At 63.7% G+C, this 21,330-nt stretch carries 19 protein-coding genes and 1 pseudogene; 5 read left to right on the top strand and 15 right to left on the bottom strand.

All coding sequences use genetic code 11. From position 1 onward, the window contains the following. Nucleotides 1–47: 47 nt before the first annotated feature. The 3 genes and pseudogenes from K1X41_RS00630 to K1X41_RS00620 form a co-directional block, all read right to left on the bottom strand. Nucleotides 48–1,208, bottom strand: a pseudogene (locus tag K1X41_RS00630) (ABC transporter transmembrane domain-containing protein); the annotation flags it as partial. Between the two features lie 274 nt (nucleotides 1,209–1,482). Beyond that, nucleotides 1,483–2,511 (bottom strand): cytochrome d ubiquinol oxidase subunit II, encoded by a 1,029-nt coding sequence (gene cydB / locus K1X41_RS00625; RefSeq protein ID WP_220175075.1) that lies wholly within the window; start codon nucleotides 2,509–2,511, stop codon nucleotides 1,483–1,485. A 13-nt stretch (nucleotides 2,512–2,524) separates the two neighbouring features. After that, nucleotides 2,525–3,967 (bottom strand): cytochrome ubiquinol oxidase subunit I, encoded by a 1,443-nt coding sequence (locus K1X41_RS00620; protein ID WP_132203043.1) that lies wholly within the window; start codon nucleotides 3,965–3,967, stop codon nucleotides 2,525–2,527. Nucleotides 3,968–4,291: 324 nt separating this feature from the next. Between K1X41_RS00620 and K1X41_RS00615 the strand changes: the two genes are divergently transcribed. The 3 genes from K1X41_RS00615 to K1X41_RS00605 are packed head-to-tail and all read left to right on the top strand — an operon-like array spanning nucleotide 4,292 to nucleotide 7,111. Next, nucleotides 4,292–4,978: a DedA family protein gene (locus tag K1X41_RS00615; protein ID WP_220175074.1), complete on the top strand. Its 687-nt coding sequence runs from the start codon at nucleotides 4,292–4,294 to the stop codon at nucleotides 4,976–4,978. Nucleotides 4,979–4,997: 19 nt separating this feature from the next. Continuing rightward, nucleotides 4,998–6,047 carry an App1 family protein gene (locus K1X41_RS00610; protein WP_165875581.1) on the top strand — a complete coding sequence of 350 codons (1,050 nt, stop codon included), beginning with the start codon at nucleotides 4,998–5,000 and terminating at the stop codon, nucleotides 6,045–6,047. Next, entirely contained in the window at nucleotides 6,044–7,111 is a 1,068-nt protein-coding gene (locus K1X41_RS00605) for an FUSC family protein (RefSeq protein WP_133617438.1), read from the top strand. The genes K1X41_RS00610 and K1X41_RS00605 overlap by 4 nt, the downstream gene beginning before the upstream one ends. Nucleotides 7,112–7,418: 307 nt before the next feature. Here the strand turns inward: K1X41_RS00605 and K1X41_RS00600 are convergent, their stop codons facing one another. Beyond that, complete coding sequence (locus K1X41_RS00600) at nucleotides 7,419–7,976, bottom strand: YceI family protein (RefSeq protein ID WP_133617439.1); 558 nt, start codon at nucleotides 7,974–7,976, stop codon at nucleotides 7,419–7,421. 191 nt (nucleotides 7,977–8,167) lie between these two features. Between K1X41_RS00600 and K1X41_RS00595 the strand changes: the two genes are divergently transcribed. Beyond that, nucleotides 8,168–9,169 (top strand): DUF4917 family protein, encoded by a 1,002-nt coding sequence (locus K1X41_RS00595; protein ID WP_220175073.1) that lies wholly within the window; start codon nucleotides 8,168–8,170, stop codon nucleotides 9,167–9,169. A gap of 180 nt (nucleotides 9,170–9,349) precedes the next feature. On the opposite strand, the gene K1X41_RS00590 is transcribed toward K1X41_RS00595, so the two are convergent. The 11 genes from K1X41_RS00590 to ftsY all read right to left on the bottom strand — a co-directional run bounded on the left by K1X41_RS00590 (nucleotide 9,350) and on the right by ftsY (nucleotide 19,770). Next, a complete protein-coding gene (locus tag K1X41_RS00590; protein WP_258566747.1) occupies nucleotides 9,350–10,027 on the bottom strand; it encodes a type 1 glutamine amidotransferase in 678 nt (225 codons plus the stop codon). Between the two features lie 65 nt (nucleotides 10,028–10,092). Beyond that, nucleotides 10,093–11,424 carry a Mur ligase family protein gene (locus K1X41_RS00585; protein ID WP_220175072.1) on the bottom strand — a complete coding sequence of 444 codons (1,332 nt, stop codon included), beginning with the start codon at nucleotides 11,422–11,424 and terminating at the stop codon, nucleotides 10,093–10,095. A gap of 26 nt (nucleotides 11,425–11,450) precedes the next feature. After that, nucleotides 11,451–12,185 carry a tRNA (guanosine(37)-N1)-methyltransferase TrmD gene (trmD, locus tag K1X41_RS00580; RefSeq protein WP_220175071.1) on the bottom strand — a complete coding sequence of 245 codons (735 nt, stop codon included), beginning with the start codon at nucleotides 12,183–12,185 and terminating at the stop codon, nucleotides 11,451–11,453. Continuing rightward, nucleotides 12,182–12,832, bottom strand: coding sequence for a ribosome maturation factor RimM (rimM, locus tag K1X41_RS00575; protein WP_220175070.1), 651 nt, complete (start codon nucleotides 12,830–12,832; stop codon nucleotides 12,182–12,184). The genes trmD and rimM overlap by 4 nt, the downstream gene beginning before the upstream one ends. A 55-nt stretch (nucleotides 12,833–12,887) precedes the next feature. Further along, nucleotides 12,888–13,196: an RNA-binding protein gene (locus K1X41_RS00570; protein ID WP_132203020.1), complete on the bottom strand. Its 309-nt coding sequence runs from the start codon at nucleotides 13,194–13,196 to the stop codon at nucleotides 12,888–12,890. A gap of 5 nt (nucleotides 13,197–13,201) precedes the next feature. Continuing rightward, nucleotides 13,202–13,636 (bottom strand): 30S ribosomal protein S16, encoded by a 435-nt coding sequence (gene rpsP, locus K1X41_RS00565; RefSeq protein WP_132203018.1) that lies wholly within the window; start codon nucleotides 13,634–13,636, stop codon nucleotides 13,202–13,204. A 142-nt stretch (nucleotides 13,637–13,778) separates the two neighbouring features. Next, complete coding sequence (locus tag K1X41_RS00560) at nucleotides 13,779–15,080, bottom strand: alpha/beta fold hydrolase (protein ID WP_220175069.1); 1,302 nt, start codon at nucleotides 15,078–15,080, stop codon at nucleotides 13,779–13,781. 34 nt (nucleotides 15,081–15,114) lie between these two features. Next, entirely contained in the window at nucleotides 15,115–16,161 is a 1,047-nt protein-coding gene (locus K1X41_RS00555; protein WP_220175068.1) for a hypothetical protein, read from the bottom strand. 89 nt (nucleotides 16,162–16,250) lie between these two features. Then, nucleotides 16,251–17,825 carry a signal recognition particle protein gene (gene ffh / locus K1X41_RS00550; RefSeq protein ID WP_133617446.1) on the bottom strand — a complete coding sequence of 525 codons (1,575 nt, stop codon included), beginning with the start codon at nucleotides 17,823–17,825 and terminating at the stop codon, nucleotides 16,251–16,253. A 59-nt stretch (nucleotides 17,826–17,884) separates the two neighbouring features. Continuing rightward, the gene (locus tag K1X41_RS00545) at nucleotides 17,885–18,739 is read right to left on the bottom strand and encodes a 3-hydroxyacyl-CoA dehydrogenase (protein ID WP_132203010.1); all 855 of its coding nucleotides are present in this window, start codon (nucleotides 18,737–18,739) and stop codon (nucleotides 17,885–17,887) included. 155 nt (nucleotides 18,740–18,894) lie between these two features. Further along, nucleotides 18,895–19,770, bottom strand: coding sequence for a signal recognition particle-docking protein FtsY (gene ftsY, locus K1X41_RS00540; protein ID WP_220175067.1), 876 nt, complete (start codon nucleotides 19,768–19,770; stop codon nucleotides 18,895–18,897). Between the two features lie 143 nt (nucleotides 19,771–19,913). Here ftsY and K1X41_RS00535 point away from each other — a divergent pair, with 143 nt between their 5' ends. Further along, nucleotides 19,914–21,329 carry a branched-chain amino acid ABC transporter permease gene (locus K1X41_RS00535; protein ID WP_258566592.1) on the top strand — a complete coding sequence of 472 codons (1,416 nt, stop codon included), beginning with the start codon at nucleotides 19,914–19,916 and terminating at the stop codon, nucleotides 21,327–21,329. Nucleotide 21,330: the final 1 nt, after the last annotated feature.

Here is a 21,330-nt window from a genome sequence, read left to right as displayed (position 1 = left end):
AGCGGCACGAACCCGAGCAGCGCGCCAAGTAGCGTCGATTTTCCGGCGCCGGATGGGCCGGCGAGCGCGACGAATTCACCCGGCGAGACCGAGAACGAGACGGGGCCGACGACGTCGCGATCACCGCGAGCGATCCGCGCGGCGTTGAACCGCACGGCCCCGTCCGGAGCGACAGTGGAAGCGCCAGAAACAGGAGCGCCTGCGGAGAGATCGGTGACGGCAGTCGGATCTGCGGCGACTGGATCGGCAGCGGTGTCGATCCCTGATCCGGCACCCGCGTTCCCCTCGATGAGGCTGAATACTTCGCCTGAGGCGGCGAGCCCCTCAGTTGAGGCGTGGAACGCTGCACCCACCTGCCGGATAGGTATGAACACCTCCGGCAGCAACAGCAGCACAAAGAGGCCGAGACCGAGCGGGAATTCCCCGTTCACGAGCCGTGTGCCCACGGTGACCGCGACGAGCGCAATCGAGAACGTTCCTGCGAGGTCGAGCACAAAGCCGGAGAGAAAGGTGACGCGGAGCACCTTCATTGTGCGTGAGCGGTATTCCTCAGTCTCGGCGGCGATGCGCGCTGACTGCCGCCGCTCACGCCCGAAGATCTTGAGCGTTGCCAGCCCGGAGACGGCGTCAAGAAAAGAGGACGAGAGCCGCTGCAGCTGTGCCCACTGCCGATCCTGCACCGCCTGCGTTGCCATCCCGATGAGGATCATGAACACCGGAATGATCGGGAACACGATCAATACCGTGATGCCACTGATCGGATCCGCCAGCAGCACAGCGACCACGAGAATCGGCGTCGCCACGAGTGTGAGTACGAGCTGCGGCACATAGCCAGAGAAGTAGCCATCAAGCGCATCGAGTCCGCGACCGAGCGTGGTTGCGAGCTCGGCGTCCGAGCGGCCGTCCGACCGTTCCGGCGAGCGTCCGTCGAGCGCATCGAGCGCTGCTGCCCGAAGCTGCGTCTTGACGCGCACTGCCCCGCGCGCGGCCACAGCGTCCATCCCCCACGCAGCGAGCGAGCGGACGCACAGTGCCAAGAGCCCGCCACCGATGAGGAACGGGAGCTGCTCAGGGGTGAATGCCCCCTCCGCTACCCGTCCAGCCGCGCCACCGAAACCGCCGAGCGCCGGGAGCGCAACGGCGGTGATCGCCTGTGCGAGGCACCAGCTCCACGCGAGAATTGCGAGCGTCCGCACGAGGCCCAGCATTCCGCCGAGCAGGAAGACGCTGCGTGAGGCGCTCGCGTAGCGCAGCAGCCTCGGGTCAAAAGGTTTCACGAAAGTCCTGGTGTTGTGGTGACGGGAGAACGGCCATGAACGGGCGCCATTCGGGAGTCTACGGGAGGGCCGGCACGTACATCTGATGAAACACCGGACCTGAAGTGGGGCCGGACACGAACGCCCCGGGACGCGGTGAGGCGGCCCGGGGCGAAGATGCGGCGATGGCCGCACCGGCACACGCGAGCGCGTGCCGGTGCGTCATCTAGTGGGCGCCGGCCGGGATCGACTCCCGCGAGAGGCGCTTGCGGAAGATCCAGTACGTCCACGCCTGGTACGCGAGCACCAGCGGGAGCGTGCAGGCCGCGACCCAGGTCATGAGCTCGAGCGTCTTCTGCGAGCTGGCCGCGCCCACGATCGACATGGATTCAGCCGGATCGATGCTTGAGTGCATCAGATTCGGGAAGAGCGCCATGAATACTGCGAGCAATGCAAACACGATTGCCGCTGCGTTCGCGGTGAAGGCCCAGCCCTCGCGGCCACGCAGATTCGCGAGCCATCCGCCAATCAGGGCAATAGCCGCGAGTGCGGAGCACAGGATGATGGCCCAGAGCGTGTCGCTCTCGAGGTGCTGCATGATCGTCCAGATCAAGAATGCCGCTCCCACGATGATCGTGACAACTCCAACCTTCGTTGCCAGTGCACGCGCACGCTCACGCATGTCGCCCAGCGTCTTCAGCGCCACGAACACGAGGCCGTGAGTGAAGGTGATGAGCAGGAGCGTGAGGCCGCCGAGAAGACCATACGGGTTGAGCAGTGTGAGAAGCGTGCCCTCGTAGATCCAGCCACCGTTGTCCATCCGAGAAATCGGGAGCCCCTGTGCGAGGTTCGCGAACGCAACACCCCAGAGCAGCGGGGGAAGAACCGAACCCCAGAAGATGAAGTGGTCGAACCAGCGAGTCCAGCGCTGCCCCTTGCCCTGGTGGCGGTACTCAAAGGAGACTCCACGAAAGATCAGGGCAACCAGGATCAGCAGCAAGGCGAGGTAGAAGCCGGAGAACATCGTGGCATACCACTCGGGGAACGCCGCGAACAGGCACGCGCCCGCCACGATCAGCCAGGTCTCGTTCAGATCCCAGACCGGTCCGATCGTGTTGACGAGCAAGCGGCGATCCGTGTCGTCCTTGCCGAGGAAGGGCAGCGACATGCCCACGCCGAAGTCGAAGCCGTCGAGCACAAAGTACCCGATGAGCAGCACACCGACGATGAAGAACCAGAGTGTGGTGAGTTCCATGTTCGTGTTCCTCCTAGTAGACCGTCGCCAGCGACTGATGATCGGGTTCACCGTCAGCATCGGTTTCGATCTCCGGCGGTCCCTCCTTCGCAGCCTTGGTGATCAGTTTGAACTCGACGACAGCAAGGGCGCCGTAGACGAGCGTGAACACGATCAGCGAGACGAGCACTGCCCACCCCGGAACTCCGGGCGAGACACCTCGTTCTGTGGTCATTACGCCAAACACGATCCAGGGCTGGCGGCCCATCTCGGTGAAGATCCACCCAACGAGCGACGCGAGCATCGGGATCGGTGCGGTCCAGATTGCGACCTTCCACATCCACTTCGGGAGCTCTGCGTTCTTGCGCGTGACCCATAGGCCAACTACGGACACCAAGGTGGCAAGGATGCCAAGGCCCATCATCCAGCGGAATGCCCAGTAGGTGACCCAAATGATTGGGGTGAAGGAGCCATCTGTGGGGCAGGTGAGCGCGCTCCCTGCGTCACCGCAGTACATCTCGGTGTAGGCCGCCTGCAGGTCATTGATGCCCTCTACGGTGCCATCGAATGTGCCAGTGGAGAGGAACGACAAGAGGTACGGAATGCGAACAGAGAAGATCTCGTGCAGTCCGTCAGGGGTGCCAAGGCTGAACAGCGAGAACGATGCATCAGCGCCGGAGGAGGTCGCGTAGTGCGCCTCAGCCGCAGCCATCTTCATCGGCTGTGTCTCAGTCATGACGAGTCCAAGCGAGTGGCCGGTCAGTCCCACACCAACGAAGGCGAGAATGTTTGCCCACGCGCCAAAGCGGAGTGCCGTACGCATCTCATCTACGAACTGGTTGCGCTGCAAGTGCCACGCAGCGACCGCGACCAAGACAACACCGGCGAACATGATCGCGGCAAAGATGGTGTGCGGGAACTGGGTCAGCGCCACCGGGTTCAGCAGCACGGCCCCGATGCTCTCGAGCTCGGCGCGGCCACGCTCCTCGTTCAGCGTGTAGCCCTGCGGGTTTTGCATGAAGGCGTTTGCCGCGAGGATGAAGTATGCGGAGAGCACCGTTCCGATCCACACGAACCAGATCGACATGAGGTGGAGCTTCTTGGGCAGTTTGTCCCAGCCGAAGATCCAGAGACCAATGAACGTTGCCTCAAAGAAGAAGGCAATTAGGCCCTCCATCGCGAGTGGCGCACCGAAGATGTCGCCGACAAAACGGGAGTAGTCTGACCAGTTCATTCCGAACTGGAACTCCTGCACGATGCCAGTCACGACGCCCATCGCGAAGTTGATGAGGAAGATCTTGCCAAACAGCTTGGTGAGCTTCAGGTACTTCACTTTGCCCGTGCGCACCCACACTGTCTGGAGAATCGCGACGAGAAGGCTCAGCCCGATCGTCAGCGGAACAAAGATGAAATGGTACAGCGTTGTCAAGCCGAATTGCCACCGGGCAAGCGTCAACGCGTCGAGAAATTCGTTCATGTATCGCTCCTGAACGAAGAGTACGTCCCCCACGAAAGGGCCACACTCCCTTAGTGAGTTCCGCACCGAGATGTCATTCTCGCCGGAGCTACCGGTCGGCGACCAGTTGTGGCAAGACTACCAATATCTGTGAATGTCCTCCGAATCAGTTTTGACGTCGAGCAAGATTTTGCTTCGCGTGAAGCGACTTGCCCGGAGCCTCAGAAGACGCGCCCGAGTGGGCGTCCAGCGTGTACGGAACACCCCACCGCACCCCGAAGAATCACGGGCAACCGACAGCTTGTATTCGGCCTCGAATCAGCCCCGTTCTCTATCATTAGTGCAATGACCGAGCTGCTCGACACCCTGATCGCGGCGCTGCGCGACCTGGACCCCGTGCTGCGAACCATCATTGCGGGAATCGGCATGCTGCTCGAAACCTCTGTTTTTATCGGCCTCATCGTGCCGGGCGACACGATCGCGATCGTTGCATCGCTCGGCGTCTCGAGTCCCACACAGTATGGCTGGCTCGTGTTCGCACTCGTGTGCGGCGCTGTGGCAGGCGAGAGCATCGGATTCGCGCTCGGGCGGTGGGTCGGCCCGCGCCTGCGCACCAGCAGGCTCGGCCGCCGTCTGGGCGAGCGGAAGTGGGCACTTGCGGATCACTACCTCGGAAAGCGCGGCGGCGTCGCCGTCTTCCTCTCTCGCTTCCTTCCCGTGCTGCACTCCCTGATCCCATTGACCGCAGGCATGGCCGGAATGCGGTACCGCAAGTTCCTCGCGTGGACCGCCTCGGCCAGCATCATTTGGGCCGTGATTGTGGTCTCGCTTGGCGCAGGCGCCGCAGCGGGCTACGAGCAGTTGGCCGGTCGCGTGAAGGGCGCAGGATTCATCTTTGTTGGCGGCGCGCTCCTCGTCGTAATCGTGCTCTGGGTGCTGAAGCGCGCGTTCATGAAACGGGAGCGCGCACACCTGGAACTCGAGCCGACTGCGCCCGCCACCCCCGCGCCCAGTGTCAGCGCCGTGGACTGAACAGCCCTAGACTGAACTCGTGACTGCCGCCGATCAGCCCGACACCCGCCCTCGTTTTGCGGCGAGGCTCGAGGACTGGATCCATGTGCGCCGCTCGCGCCGCGCGGTGGCCAAGGGCAAAACTCCCTCGGTGATCCCGTACATCGGCTACGGGGGCACGGACTGGGTCCGTGTGCTCGGCCGCGTGCTGTACCTGAAACCTGACACGCGTGAGCACACCCGGTTCCGTCCGGACGTCGCGCAGGTGTCGCGCGTGCGGGGATGGCGCACCTTCACGAGCCTCTCCGTGCCGCACCAGCCGGTTCGCGTGCACATCGACGGCCAATTCGTTGCCGAGGTGACTGCCGATCGCGGCGGTGTGATCGACTCAATTGTGCCGGTAACGCTCACGCCCGGCTGGCACACCATCACGCTCCGCGCAGGCGAAGGCGAGGCGGCGGACGCGCCGGTGAACATCGTAGATCCGGAAGCCAAGTTTGGGGTGATCTCGGACGTGGACGACACGATCCTGTTCACTGCCCTGCCCAAACCATTTGTCGCCGCCTGGAACAGCTTCGTACTCGACGAACATGCGCGATCCGCGACCCCGGGAATGGCGGTGATGCTGGATCACCTCGTGGCACACCACCCCGGCTCCCCCGTGATCTACCTGTCGACCGGCGCGTGGAACGCAGCCCCCGCGCTGAGCCGTTTCCTCGCGCGCAATCTCTACCCGATGGGCCCGCTTCTTCTCACTGACTGGGGACCAACACACGATCGCTGGTTCCGGAGCGGTACCGACCACAAGCGTCGGGAGCTCAAGCGCATCGCTGTTGAATTCCCCGAGGTCCGCTGGGTACTGATTGGCGATGACGGACAGCACGATGAGTCGCTCTACCATGAGTTTGCGACCGCGCACCCTGAGAACGTGGCGGCGGTCGCGATCCGGCAGTTGTCTGTTGGTGAGGCCGTGCTCGCAGGCGGACGCTCCAAGGCGCGACTGAACCGCACCACGAGCGGCGTGCCCTGGGTCTATGGGCCTGACGGTGCGACGCTGCGGGAGGAGCTGCGGAAGCTGGGCGTCCTGTGACCGGCCCGGTGACCCGCCCATGGCGCCGCTTCGAGCGCGATGTCACCGGCAGGTTCACCGTGCAGGTGCGGCCGTCCTGGTACCAGCTCGCGAAGGGCGCGGCTGCCGCGATCCTGGCCTGGTTTGTGTGCCTCCTGATCTTCCCGGAGCAACTCCCCATTTTCGGGGCGATTGCCGCTTTGATCGTCATGCAAGACAACGTCGACCAGTCGCTCACGCGCGGGATCGAGCGAGTGGTCGGAGTGCTCGTCGGCATCTCCGTTGCGCTCGGCGCGGGCGCCCTATTCGGGCAGCAATCTTGGCTCTTCATCGCGGCGATCATTGTGGCGATGGCCGTAGGCTGGTTGCTGCGCATGACGCCGTCGTCAACGAACCAAATCGCCATCACGGCGCTACTGATGATCGCGCTCGGCGGGATCGAACTGCTCTACGGCGCCGAACGCCTGATCGAGACCGCGATCGGAGCGACGATCGGAGTTGCGCTGAACGCCCTCGTGATCGCTCCGGTCCGGACATCATCGGTGCATGACGCCATCGTCGGGCTCACTGAGCACTCCTCAAAAGTGCTGCTCCGCATCGCTGACGCACTCGATGCACCGCGCGACGCGGCCTGGCTCGCCGAGATGCTCGCCGACGCACGGAGCTTGCAGGCTGAGCGCGGCCGAGTGCACGATCTGCTGCGCCAGGCCCGCGAGAGTCTCCGCTTCAATCCGCGCAGTCGGCGCTATCAGCAGGGGCTCGCGGAGGACGACGAGTTGTTCCAGCGACTCCAGCGCATCGTGACCCAGGTGATTGGAATGGCGCGAGCACTCTCGGATCTCTACGATGCAGACCTCGTGACCGATCCCTTCGTGATCGGGATGGTCGAGGAGATGCGGCGTGCAGCTCACGACCTTGAGCGGCTGGGGCGGCCAGCGGCCGATCCTGAGGACGCAGCAGAGCCGCCGGCACTCACGAAGCCGTACACAATCGCCCGGCCACACCCGACACACTGGGTGCTCATCGGCTCCCTGATGGAGGATCTGCGCCGCGTACGCGGGCGGATCACCGGCGAGCTGGACTGATCCGGATCCCGCGTGAACTCCACGGTCTGGTCGGTGAACTCCACAGTCTGGTCAGCGTCGCGCACAGCGCAGTCCGCCGTGGTCATGGCGATGTGAGGAATCGGCTCGAATGGGAGCGCCACCGCGCACACGAATCCCAACACCACACGGGGTCACTCTCGCCGGCGTTCTTCGACTGAGCCGCGAGCCACGTGTCTCTCTGTTGGTCAGCCTTCCAGCAGACATGACGGTTCCGAAATGCACAGCGGGGCGGGGCCGATTGGCCCCGCCCCGCTGTCTATCTCGCGGTCAACGCGAGCGCTGCTGCCTACGCCTGGAGCGCTGCCTGCACGTCGATCGAGATCGTCACGTCGGAGCCGAGCAGCAGGCCACCCTTCTCCAGCGGGGCGTTCCAGGTGAGGCCGAAGTCCTCACGCTTGACGACAGTGGTGGCGGTGAAGCCGGCCTTGTAGTTGCCGTAGGGGTCTTCGCCGAAGCCACCGAACTCGAAGTTGAAAGTGACCGGCTTGGTCACGCCACGCATGGTGAGCTCGCCGTCGACCAGGAGGTCACCCTTGTCCTCGCGTGCGCCGGTGGAAGCAAAGGTGAGCTGCGGGAACTCTTCTGCGGCGAAGAAGTCGCCCGTGCGGAGGTGGCCGTCGCGGTTCTTTTCGTTGGTGTTGACCGAGGCAACCTCGGCGCTGGCCTGGACGGAGCTCTCGAGCGGGTTCTCGGCGGTCACGAAAGTGGCGTCAAAGTTCTCGAACTTTCCCTTGACCTTGCTGATCGCGAGGTGGCGGACAGAGAAGCTGACCTCGGAGTGCGTGGGGTCGATCACCCAGGTGCCTGCGCGGTAGCCGGGGATCTGATCAGCGGTGATAGCCATGTTGTGTTGCCTTTCAATCGAGTACGTCGGTCTGAGAGATGCAACAGATACATGCAGACGAATATTCCTTGGATCTTGAAAAAGTTTTTGCGACAGTGGCATTGCTCGAAAGGCACCGAACTTTCCCTGGCCACCCACTGCACTTCGCAGCCCCAACTCATAGCTGATCAATAGAACTCTAGGCTGAGGTCATGATCACCGAGACATTGAAGTTTTCAGACGCAATCGAACTGGCAAAGCTGGGTAGCGAGCCGCTCTCCGCCCTGCTTGGCAATGGGTTTAGTCGCGCATGCAGAGACGACACATTCAATTACGGTTCCCTCTGGGATCGCGCAGATTTCACTCTCACTGGCGAGAAGGTCGAGATTGAGGAAGCGATGAACAGCAAGGACTTTGAAACCGTCATTCGCCGATTGGACCGATGTGCAAACCTTCTTGCCGTCTACGGAGGCGACTCCGAGATAATTGGTCAGATTGAAGCGGATAGCACGGCGATTCGTACGGGACTTGCTGCGGCCATTGCACGGCTCCACCCGGCGCACGCTTGGACGCTTGACTCGGAAGAACGACGCAACGTCAACGAATTTCTCGCGCACTTCACATCGCTATTCACCACGAACTACGACCTGCTCCTCTATTGGGCCGTCAACCATGCCGCCAGTCAATCAGTCCCCAAAGACGATGGGTTCCGGGGCTCCTACGACAACGGCTTTAAGTGGCGCCTGTCGAACTCCCAGAAGATTTACTATCTACATGGCGCGATTCATCTTTTCGAGGAGAGTTCAGTGACGACCAAAGCGGCACGGCAAGACGGACTCATTATGGATGAAATTCGTGATCGAATTGCCTTGCAGCAACACCCGCTGATCGTCACAGAAGGGAGTTCCATAGACAAACGAGTTCGAATTGAGGAGAGCAAGTATCTGAGCAATTGCTACGACCAGCTGGGCAGCCTCTCAGGAGCTCTCTTCATCCATGGCTCCTCGCTCAGCAGCAACGACGAGCATCTCTTCAACCAGATCACCAGGGAAGAAAGCGGGATCACTACATTGTTTGTTTCGGTTCGCCCGGGTTCTTCTGAAGCTCAGATTCGAGTCCGAGCTCATGATCTCAGCAAGAAGCGTAGGTCCAACGGCGGAACGCCACTCAAGCTTCACTTCTACGACGCCGAGTCAGCTCATGTTTGGCGCTAGCCGCCTGCACCTCTCTCCCACCCCGACCAGCATCCTTGATGCGCAGATCACTCTTCGGTGCCGCAAGCTTCGGGAACAATCGAGACGTTCAGGATAGGTTCCGACGCTGAGGACGCAGAGGGCGGCGCTGGACGAAGTTGGGCGCCAGCTCGGATGGGCAGAGCAGGGCAGGGCAGAGGGCTAGCGGGGGCGGCGCTTTGCGCTTTCGCGGGCGCGGCGGACGGTTTCGTTGAGCTCGGCGCGAGGCTCGAACGAGCCGTAGCGGCGCCGGGCCGCCTCGCCAATCAGGAAGTCGCTCAGCGCAGGGTTCTTCGGCAGCAGTGAGCCGTGCAGGTAGCTGCCAATCACGTTGCTGCTGCGCGCACCCTCAACACCGTCATTCGGGTTGTTGCCGGCTCCCTGCACCACACGGCCGAGCGGCGTCGATCCCGGGCCGAGTGTTGTGTTGCCGCTGTGGTTCTCGTAGCCGATAATCTCACCGAATTCGGCCGTGTCGAGCACGATATTGCCAATCATGCGCTCGCTGCCACCGCGAGTCTCCACATCAAGCACTCCGATGCCCGCCAGCTCCTCGCCGGTGTGCGTGACGAAACGGTGGCCAAAGAGCTGGTACAGCCCGCAGATCATGAGCATCGGCACGCCGTCATCCGCCAGCGCACGGAACTGGTCAGCGCGCAGCGCAAGATCAGCGGCAACGCGGCCCTGACCGGAGTCCTGGCCGCCGCCACCCACGATCAGGTCGATGGTCTCGGGCAGCGGATCGCCAGGATTGACCTCGACAATGCGGGGAACAAACCCGTGCGCTGTTGCCCGACGTTCAATCGCGAGCACATTGCCGCGGTCACCGTAGATGTTCATATCGCGCGGGTAGAGCGACACGATCACGAGTTCCTGCGGGGTCTCCCCCGCGGCTGCAGCTGCGCTCACCAGATATCCTCCACGTCGGTCACTTCTGCGAGGGCGCGACGCAGTTCAAGCATCGCCGTGTAGGTGCAGTAGATTCTGCGCGGCTGACCCATCGTGCGTGCGCGGAACTCCGCCAGCGCGCGTCCGAGGTTCTCCTCGACAGCTGCGACGGGCACCTCGTCGTGTTCGAGCCGCAGCGCCATATCCCAGGCACGCGTTCCGCTCACCGTGTCGACTCCGCCGCTCTGCAACGAGGTGAAATCGACGTCCCAGAGCCACGACATGTCGCGACCATCAGCGTACTGATCATTGATCGCGATCATTGCGGCAACACCGTCAGCAGCGAACGAGGCGAGCCCGAGGCGGAACCCGGCCGGGTTCTTCACGAGCACAAGTTCAAGCGGTTGACCATCAAGTTCAAGCTGCTCGCCACGGCCAAAGGCGGGGCGCACCTGGGCCAGCGCCGCAACGATTTCCGCGGTATCTGGTGTCACCGTGACGCGCGCCTCACGGCCAGGGAGTGGTCCGGCCACCAGGATCTGACGCACCACCGCGAGCGCAGCAGCCGCATTGAAGGTGTTGTATAGCCCCTCAAGCTTGAGCGGTGTGCGATAGTCACTGCCCTCAACACGGAAGACAGCCTCGTGATCGCCGAGCTCAATGAGCGTGACATCCGCATCAGCGACAGCGACGCCGCCGGCAACGGCGGACACACTCCCAGCATGAAAGTCGTCATCGCTCGGGAAGGTTGCGAGCAGATCAGCGGAGAGCCCAAACTCACGAACGTCCACCGCTGCGGTGCGCTCACGCGTCAGATCACCGATCGTACGGATCAGTCGATCCTCGCGGTTGACTACGAGTCCTTCGGTCGTGGCATCGGCAATCCGCTGCAGGAGCTTCGCGGTCGTATCGATCTCGCCAAAGCGGTCGAGTTGGTCTCGGAGGACGTTCAGCAGCAGCGTGAAGCGCGGCGGCACGCGATCAATGAAGAACATCGCGTGGGCCTCATCAAGCTCAAGCACCGCAATATCGGCGTCAAGACGGCCACGCAGAGAGCCCTCGGCCACCGCCGCAGCAACAACGCCGCGAGAGAAGTTGGAGCCCGTGCGGTTCGTGAAGACGCGCAGCCCCTCGGCTTCGAGCATCTCGACGATCATCTTCGTCGTGGTGGTCTTGCCATTCGTACCGCTCACCGCAACGACGCCATACGGCAGCCGTCCCAGCACGCGCCCGAGAAAGCCGGGGTCCATCTTCTCAACGACGAGCCCGGGGAGTGCTGATCCGCCGCCTCGCAATCGGGCGACTTGCCGCACACTCTTCCCCACGAGGGCGGAGATCACATCACGCATGGATCAAGCCTAGTGGAGCGAAGCGCTCAATCAGCTGCGTGGCGCCCGCGGGACTCGCCGCGCTGCTCGGGGGTGAGCAGTTCGGGGCGCACGCGACGAGTGCGCTCGATGCTCTGCTCGGTGCGCCAGGCAGCGATTGCGGCGTGGTTGCCTCCGAGCAGCACCGGCGGAACTGCGCGTCCACGCCACAGCGCTGGCTTGGTATAACTCGGGTACTCCAGCAGCCCGTCCTCGTGCGACTCTTCGACCAGGCTCTCCGGATTGCCGACGACACCCGGAACGAGCCGAGCGATCGCCTCGACCATTGCGATCGTGGCGACCTCTCCCCCGTTCAGGATGTAGTCGCCGATGCTCACCAGCCGAACGCGACCGCTTTCGGCGTATTCCTCAAACACCCGCTGGTCGATGCCCTCGTAGCGGCCGCAGCCGAACACGAGGTGCGGCTCCTGTGCCAGCTCACGCGCCATCCGCTGCGTAAACACCTCACCGGCAGGCGACGGGAAAATGATGAGCGGTTCAACGCCATCTTCTGTGGTCCCAAGGACTGAGTCCAGCGCCTCACCCCACGGTTCAGGTTTCATCACCATTCCGGCGCCACCACCCGAAGGCGTGTCGTCAACCGTGCGGTGTTTGTCGTGCGCGTGCTCGCGAAGCTCGTGCACGCGCACATCGATCACTCCGCGCTGCTTCGCTTTGCCGAGCAGTGAGAGCTCGAGCGCATCGAAGTACCCTGGGAAGATCGAAACGATGTCGATCCTCATGCGGAGGGGTCCTCCGCTACCGGCTCAGTGGTGGCAACCTCAGAATCCGCTGGACCGGCGGTGGCATCGGCTGACGGAGTAGACGTACGCTCCGGTGCAGGCCCGGAACCCGGCCCACCAGCGATCTCCGCCTCGCGGTCTTCGAACAGACCGGTCGGAGGCGTCACGTAGACAATTCCGGCCTCGATATCAACGCGAGGCACAATAGCCTCGACGAAGGGCACGAGCACAGCGCCTGCCTCAGTGTTCACCACGAGGAGATCTTGCGCCGGGAAGTGACGCACCTCTGCGACGGTGCCGAGCTTTTCGCTGTCACGCACCACGTCAAGCCCGACGAGTTGATGGTCGTACCAGGCGTTGTCTTCTTCCCCGTCGGCAACCGCCTGCTCATCGATCCACAGGATCGCGCGCACAATGCTCTCCGCATCCGAGCGGTCGTTGAGTTCCTCAAAGAAGCCGACCGGCGACTCGTTGAACCAGCGCAGCTCGCGCATCGTGATCGCGCGCCCAAACCAGGGAGAGTCTTCCGGCACTTGAAGATGGAACTCGGCGCCAGGAGTGAACCGCAGCTCGGGGTTGTCCGTAAACAGCTCGAGCTTGATTCCCCCTTTGAGCCCGTGGGGTTTCGTGAGGCGGCCGACACGCAAACTCCCCGCCCCGCTAGCGGGACGGGGAGCATGCGCACGCCCGGGGCGTCGGCCATCAGGCGTCGCTTCCGGTCGTCGCGGTGTCGGTCGCTTCGACTGCGTCGCCGGAGTCACTCACATCGTCAGTGTCGACCACGTCGACCCGGACGCGCTCACCAGCGGCGAGCGAAGAAACTACGGTGCGCAGCGACGAGGCAGTGCGCCCGCCACGGCCGATCACACGGCCGAGATCCTCGGGGTGCACACGCACCTCAAGGACCTCGCCACGCGAACCGCCGCGCGCGTCGACACGCACCCGCTCGGGGTGGTCAACGATGCCGCGTACGAGATGCTCGAGCGCGTCAGCAAGCGCCTGCTCAGCCAAGAGAATTAGGCCTCGGTGGTCTCGGCTGCGTCCTCAGCGGGAGCCTCAGCGGCGTCCTCCGCGGGAGCCTCTGCAGCGGCTGCAGGCTTCTCGGCCTTGGGGCGGAGCACGGCCTTCTTTGAGGAGTCGACCTCGAAGGGAACCTTGGCCGTCGGTGCGAGCACCTTCGACTCGGTCGAGCCCTCGCCCGAGAACTTGCCCCAGTCGCCCGTAAGCTTCAGGATCGCAGCAACCTGCTCGGTCGGCTGTGCACCAACGCTGAGCCAGTACTGTGCGCGCTCCGAGTCAACCTCGATGAACGAGGGGTTCTCCGTCGGGTGGTACTTGCCGATCTCCTCGATCACGCGGCCGTCGCGCTTGGTGCGCGAGTCGGCTACAACGATGCGGTAGTACGGTGCGCGGATCTTGCCGAGGCGCTTGAGGCGAATCTTGACTGCCATGAATGACTCCTTGAATGTCTGATGACGACACGCTGCGGCGAAGTGCCGCTGCGCGAAAGCCTGGGCACGCGAATTGCGTGAACTTGTCTATTTTGCCACAGGTGGGGCATAAATCGCAATTTTTGTCGCGACCAGGGGTTTTTCACAAACGATCACGTGGAGTCCCGCCGATTCGGTGCGCAAGAGCCGTGAACAGGCGCTCTGCAACCCCCTCGTGGTGCACGCCGTCATGCTCATACTCGTTCGTGACCCAGGCGTTCACCCCTGACACACGCGCCGCAGTGTCCAGTGACAGCCCGGCGTCCACGTACATGTCTTCAAAATAGACCGCGGCCTCAACCGGCACGGGATTCTGTGCAAGCCGTTCGACGTTGTAGAGGTCAATCGGCCAGGTCCCCGCTGCCAGCACCTCAACTCCGGCGCGGAACCCGCGCAGCGCACGGATTTCCTCGAACATCCACGGAAACACCATCTCTCCGGTGAACTGCAGCGGGCGGGACGTCTCCGCAAACCCGGGCAACCCATCGCGGGCGCGCTGTGCGGCCCAGGCGGAGGGGCCCGGTCCATAGATGCTTTCCTGGAGCGCGATAAACAGCGGGTTCGCGGCAAAGCCGGTAGCTGATCCGACTGTCGCAAGGAACGTCTCACTCAGCCTCGTCTCGGCCTCGTCAGCAAATGCTTCATCGAGCAGCCAATGCACACGGTCGAAGCCGGGAGCCATCCCAAAGTCGAGGCCGAGCGTCTGGAACCGCCGCACCGTCAAGCGATCCCCATCGGGGAGACGCACGTCCTCAGCCGCGAGCAGATCGGCGATCCGCGAGATCCGATCGGTGAGGTGCGGAGTGCGTTCGCGGAACATCCGGTTCTTGGCCGCCACGCGAGGAAACGTGCGGCGATACACCTCATCGGGATCAGGGTCCAGGCCAGCGAGACCCCCGGTGACCGCAGACGCGATCAGCGCTTCTGGCGCGACGGACAGATAGTGCAGGGTCAGGAAGCCACCGTAGCTCTGGCCGATGCTCCACCACTGCCGCCCGTCGTAGTGCGTCGCGCGCACTGCTTCGAGATCCCGAACGATCGAGTCGGCTCGGTGCAGCGAGAGCCTGCGCGCTGCCTCCGCGGCAGGCATCGCAGCGAAGTCAGCCCCCGACAGCGGCGTGGAGCGCCCGGTGCCGCGCTGATCCGGAATGACGACCCGGAATCGCCGCAGCGCGGCCCCCACCCAGGCCGATCGCCCGAGTGGCCGCGTACCCTTGCCGCCCGGACCGCCCTGCAGGTGCACGAGCAACGGGAGATCCTCAGTGCGGCGTTCCGCGGCCACGAGCTCTCTGGCGAATACGCGAATCGTCTCCCCGTGCGGCTCCGCCCAGTCAAGCGGCACCGTGGTCCACACATCGCGGGCGACGATGTCGGTCCCGATGAAGTATTCAGCGCTGTGCGTCATTCCATTTCCCTCTCACTCACCAGCGTGTGCGGTGCTAGCTGTCAAGGATCCAGCCCAGCACGAACGGATAGCCCAGCATGATCGCAACGGCAAGCGCCAGGATCACGGTGGCGATCCAGCCCGATCGCCGCCTGAGCCGTTGCCCGGCCTCCGCTACTTGTGTGCGCGGCCGGAACGCGCGCGGATCAGAGTAGTGGGTGGCCTGCTGCACCAACTCGGACCCGACGAGCTCAGCGAAGAGCAGCATGGCACAGGTCTCGGTGCGATCGTTGCGCCGCCTGATCCGGTTCGACACCGCGATCAAGCGATCCTCGACGACTTCGATGTCCCACTCACGTCCGTAGTCGATGAGGCTCGCCATCACGTCAGGTGTCAGGAGTTCGAGCGCGTCCCGCTCATACCCCTCTGGTACATAGACCACAAAGTGGCGGTCGAAGTCACCCTCCAGTTTGAGGCGCAGCGTGCCTGGAAGGATCTGGCGGAGGCGACCATTGCGCACTGAGTCGATGAAAAGGTGCGGAAGCTGACGCGGCACGCTCAGCTGCAGATACCGAAACGCGGCGCGCGGACCACGCGGATCGTTCTTCCCGCCGGTGTACCCGGCAACGGCGATCTGCAGATCGGGTTCGACTCCTGCCCCGCCGCGCGACAGTGCAAAGTTCGCCCGGAACCGGCTCTGCGATCCGTCCAGCTCCGGTATTCCGCGCGAGCGATTGCGCGCATTCACCCGCGCCGTGCCATCTGTGCCCTCGGCGAACGAGATGCCTCTCGCGGGCGGTTGCACACCGTAGCGCGCGTACAGCAGCCCGCGCTCAGCGGCAAAACCGCGGAACGCCAGCTCGCGTCGCAGCTCACTCGGCCGGGTGATCAGCACCGCGGCACAGATCCCCAGGAGCAGACCGCCCCACATGATCGCGACGATGAGAAAACCACGCGTCCAGTCCAGCCACTCAGGGAGCTCCACTTGGATCGGAAATTCAAAGCTCAGCGCCACCCAGAGCACCAGCAACGCTGCCGCTGGGACACACAGGATCGCGCCCCACGCAGCCTGACGGAATACCGTCGGCTCCGCGGCGCGCACCTGCGCCCAGGTAATGCGAACCGGCCACTCCGCGCGAAACTGCGCGAGCCGCTCCCCGACGCCCCGTCGGAATGCGCCGGGGCCGTCACTTACCGCAGACCCTTGCCGAGCATCTGCTGCAACTTCGCCATCTCTTCTTCGGAGGGCTGCGCGTTGCCACCGCCGCCGGCGCCTAGGCCAAATCCTGAGCCAGCCGCTGGCGCGGCGCTCTGCTTCGCTGCGATCCCCGCCTGCTCCTGCGCACGCTTTGCCGGGTTTCCCGACTGCTTCTTGCCCTTGCTCTTGGACTGGACCTTCTTCTTGCCGCCGTGACCACCCATGCCGGGCATCGGCCCCATCCCCGGGATCTGGGGCACGCCGCCACGGGCAACGGTCTTCATCATCTTGGCTGCCTGCTCAAAGCGCTGCACGAGGGCGTTCACATCGGTGACGGTCATGCCCGATCCGCGCGCGATACGGAGGCGACGCGAACCGTTCAGTAGCTTCGGGTTCTGACGCTCGGCGAGGGTCATCGACTGGATAATCGCCTCGGTGCGCACGATCTCGCGCTCGTCGAAGTTCTCGAGCTGATCCTTCATCTTGCCCATGCCCGGCAGCATGCCCATCATCTTCTTGATGGACCCAGCACCTCGCAGCTGCTGCATCTGGCCGAGGAAGTCATCGAGGGTGAACTCGTCTTTCGCGATCTTCTCGGCAACTTTGCGAGCTTCGCCCTCGTCGAATGCGCTCTGCGCCTGCTCGATCAGGGTGAGGATATCGCCGAGATCCAGGATCCGGCTCGCCATGCGGTCCGGGTGGAACGGCTCGAAGTCACCGAGGCCCTCGCCGGTCGATGCGAACAGGATTGGACGGCCGGTGACGCCACGGATCGAAAGCGCCGCACCACCGCGAGCGTCGCCATCGAGCTTGGTGAGCACGACGCCGGTGAAATCAACGCCCTCTTGGAACGCCTGCGCCGTCGCGACGGCATCCTGGCCGATCATTGCGTCGATGACGAACAGCACCTCGTCGGGATCGATCGCCTTGCGAATGTTCGAGGCCTGCTGCATGAGCTCCTCGTCAACGCCCAAGCGGCCCGCCGTATCAACGATCACGAAGTCGTGCAGCTTGGCGCGCGCCTCAGCAACGCCTCCCCGTGCAACCTTGACCGGGTCGCCCACACCGTTGCCCGGCTCCGGCGCGTAGATCGCGACGCCGGCCTGCTCAGCAACCACGCTGAGCTGGGTCACGGCGTTCGGACGCTGGAGATCACACGCGACCAGCATCGGCGTGTGGCCCTGATCCTTCAGCCACTTCGCGAGCTTGCCAGCGAGCGTGGTCTTCCCGGCGCCCTGGAGACCGGCCAGCATGATGATGGTCGGCGGCTTCTTTGCGAACTCGAGCCGGCGTTGCTCGCCGCCCAGGATAGCCACAAGCTCCTCGTTGACGATCTGAACAACCTGCTGCGCCGGGTTCAGTGCCTGGTTGACCTCGTCGCCGAGGGCACGCTCGCGCACCTTGCCGGTGAAGTCTTTCACGACGTCGAGGGCCACGTCGGCCTCGAGCAGTGCGCGTCGAATCTCGCGCACCGTGCTGTCAACGTCTGACGCCGACAGCTTGCCCTTCGCCCGAAGGTTCTTGAAAGTGTCGGTGAGCCGCGCTGAGAGGTTTCCGAAAGTAGCCATGATGGATCGATTCTACCCCTGTCAGGGCGTGCCGGCGCTGCACCGGCACGCCCCGAGCGCTACTTCCCGCTGTAGTCGTAGAAACCGCGCCCGGAACCCTTGCCGAGCCAGCCCTTATCGATGTACTCGCGCTTGATGTACTCGGCGAACTCACGCATTTCCGGGTCATCGCCACTCATGCCCAGGTTGTACGGCGTCATCATGCCCACCACGTCGAAGATCTCAAATGGGCCGTTCGGCGACCCCGTGGCGATCTTCCACGTGTTGTCGATGTCCTCTGGGGAGGCGACGCCGCGCACGAGCAGTTTGGCCCCTGCATTGAGGAACGGCACCAGCAGCGAGTTCAGCACATAGCCCGGCTGTTCCTTATGGATCCGAATCGGGACCATGCCGATCTCTGCGGCGAAGTCCGCCACCTGTTCGAATACCGCGGGATCAGTTCCCGGGTGACTCATCACCTCACCGGTGTTGTGCAGCCACACCTCGTTTGCGAAGTGCAGCGCGAGGAACTTCTCCGGTCGACCGGTGAACGGAGCAATATCGCTCGGGAGCAGCGTCGAGGAGTTCGTGCAGAAAATCGTCTGCTCTGGAGCCAGTGTGCCGACCTGTTCCCACGTGCTCTGCTTGATATCGAGTCGCTCGGGAACAGCCTCGATGACAATGTCGGCCGCGGAGAGCGCGTCCGCCAGATCTGAGGAGGGGCGGATCCGCTGCACCGCAGCGTCGAGCTTTTCTGGGGTGGCGTCCGGAAGATCACGCAGGTAGAACGGCTTCAGATACTCCCAGCGCTCCGGCAACTTGGCCAAGATCTCGTCGTTCAGGTCGTAGGCGACAACCTGCTTCCCGGAGTATGCCGCCTGAAAGATGATCTGGGATCCCAGGACGCCGGTGCCCAGGACGGTGAGGTTCTGCATGTCTACCCTTATCTCGAATGCCTCGCCTGATTGGCGAGACTTCCGGTCCGGCGGCCGCAGCTTGTGGCCCAGCCGTCAGGCCTCACTCACCAATGTACTCCCAATTTGTACTGAACCGTCAGTTTTCGCGCGAGGCTGAACAGTGGGTATTCGCACTAGCCCACGAGTTGCTGCGCGAACACGTGCGGCGTGAAGCCGGTGAGATCACCAATGCCCTCACCCTGACCCACGAGCTTGATGGGGAGTCCGGTGCGCTGCTGCACCGCGAGCACAAATCCGCCCTTCGCCGAGCCGTCGAGCTTGGTCAGAACGAGCCCGGTGACGCCCGCGTGCTCGATGAAGGCCTCCGCCTGCGCGAGACCGTTCTGCCCGGTCGTCGCGTCAAGCACCAGCAGCACCTCGGCCACGGGGGCCTGCTTCTCGATCACGCGACGCACCTTGCCCAGCTCGTCCATGAGCCCCCCCTTGGTCTGCAGCCGACCAGCAGTGTCAATGATCGCGATGTCGTAGCCACCCTCGATCGCGCGCTGTACGGTCTGGAACGCCACCGCTGCGGGATCCTGGCCGTGCTGCTGCGGCTTCACGATATCGACCCCGGCGCGCTGCGCCCACGTGCCGAGCTGTTCAACGGCTGCCGCACGGAACGTATCGGCGGCGCCCACCACAATCTTCTTGTCGAAGGCCTTGAGATAGTTGGCGAACTTACCGATAGTGGTGGTCTTCCCCACCCCGTTCACGCCGACCACGAGGATCACGGCAGGCCGGTCCGTGAGCCGTAGTGTGGGATCGTATGCGGCGAGCCGCTCCTCGACCGCGTCACGCAGCATGCCGCGCATCTCCTTCACCTCTGTGACGCGGTGGCGCTCAACGTCAGCACGAAGACTGTCCAGGAGCTCCTCAGCCACATCGGGACCGAAGTCCGCGGTGATCAACGCAGCCTCAAGGTCATCCCACGTTTCCTCCGTAATGATCGCGGGACCGCTGAAGATACTGCGGAATGCCTGGGAAAAAGACCACGTTCGCTCTGCCATACGTCGATCCTACCGATCACCGGCTCGCGAGTGACCGGCCGGTCGGTCAACAGATCCGCCAGACTCCGCTACGATTCACCGTGTTAGTAGTTCCCAGCAGCGTCGATGGGATGTCGACGTTCCACGTGACCCACGGAGGCACTGTGACCCGACAACCGTCATCACCGGGAATCCGGAGACGCCTATCCGGGGCCGCGCTGTTCGTCGTCGCCCTCGCCGCAGCATTCGGTGCCGTGTTCTCGGCCCCGCCTGCGCAGGCCGTCTCGACTTGCACCCCCGATCCCCAGACCGCCTGCGTGCAGGGAATCATCAAGACCAGCGCGGGAGATCCCGCCGCCGGAGTAGCACTCACGCTCGATGACGGCGAGCAGAAGACGACTTCCGACGCGGACGGCCGCTGGGTCTTCCCCGTCACGAAGGCCGGCTCACACACGGTCGCCGTCGATCCGGCAACGCTGCCAGGCGGCCAGTTTCTCAAAACCGCGGAGTCGCGCGAAGTCACCGTGGAGCTCTACGAAAGCGTGAGCGCACTCTTCCCGCTCACCGATGATCCGGCGGCTACGGGATCCACGTCCCCGGAGCCGGAGCCGGATCCTGCGCAGCCCGCCGAGACGCAACCGCCGACCACGACGCCGGGCGCCGAGACCAGCGCTGGGACGACGGCATCAGGAGACGGCTTCTCGTGGCCACGGTTCTGGCAGCAGTTCGCCTCCGGGATCCGCATGGGTCTGCTGCTCTCGCTCGCGGCAGTCGGGCTCTCGCTGGTGTTCGGCACCACTGGCCTCAGCAACTTTGCTCACGCCGAGATGCTCTCAATGGGCGGGATCCTCGCGTTCCTGTTCATGGGGCTCACGGGAAATATCTGGCTCGCCGGCGGGATCTCGGTCCTGATCATGGCGATCTTCGGCTGGGTGCAAGACAAGATTCTGTGGCGACCACTGCGCAAGCGGCGTTTGAGCCTGATGCAAATGATGATCGTCTCAATTGCGCTTTCGATCGTGCTGCAGAATGTCTTCCAGTTCTTCTTCGGTGCGAACGTGCTGCGGATCGACCCGAGCACGCCAGCAACAGTCACACTGCTCGGGGTCACCCTCACCGTGCAGTCCTACATTGCAATGGGGATCGCGCTCGTCGCGATTGTCGCGGTGGGCCTCGCCCTCAAATACTCGCGCTTCGGCCGCGCCACCCGCGCGGTCTCAGACAACCCGGCGCTCGCAGAAGCCTCAGGCATCGACGTGAACCGGGTGATCCGCATCGTCTGGATCGCGAGCTCCGCGCTCGCCGGTCTCGCCGGTGTGCTCCTCGGCCTCGTACTGAACGGGATCTCATGGAACACCGGCTGGCACTTCCTGCTGCTCCTCTTCGCGGCGGTCGTGCTCGGCGGCATCGGCACCGCGTTTGGCGCGGTAGTGGGCGCCATGATTATCGGCCTCATCGTCGAAATGGCGAACATCTGGCTTCCCGGCGATCTCAAACACGCCGCAGCACTCTTTATCCTCATCGTCGTCCTGCTGGTGCGCCCGCAGGGTATTTTCGGCCGCGCTGAGCGAGTCGGGTAGG

Origin of the sequence: Leucobacter luti, assembly GCF_019464495.1 — a bacterium.
Lineage (GTDB): Bacteria > Actinomycetota > Actinomycetes > Actinomycetales > Microbacteriaceae > Leucobacter > Leucobacter luti_A.
Note: the sequence above shows the minus strand (reverse complement) of the source record. Positions and strands in the feature narration are given on the sequence as shown.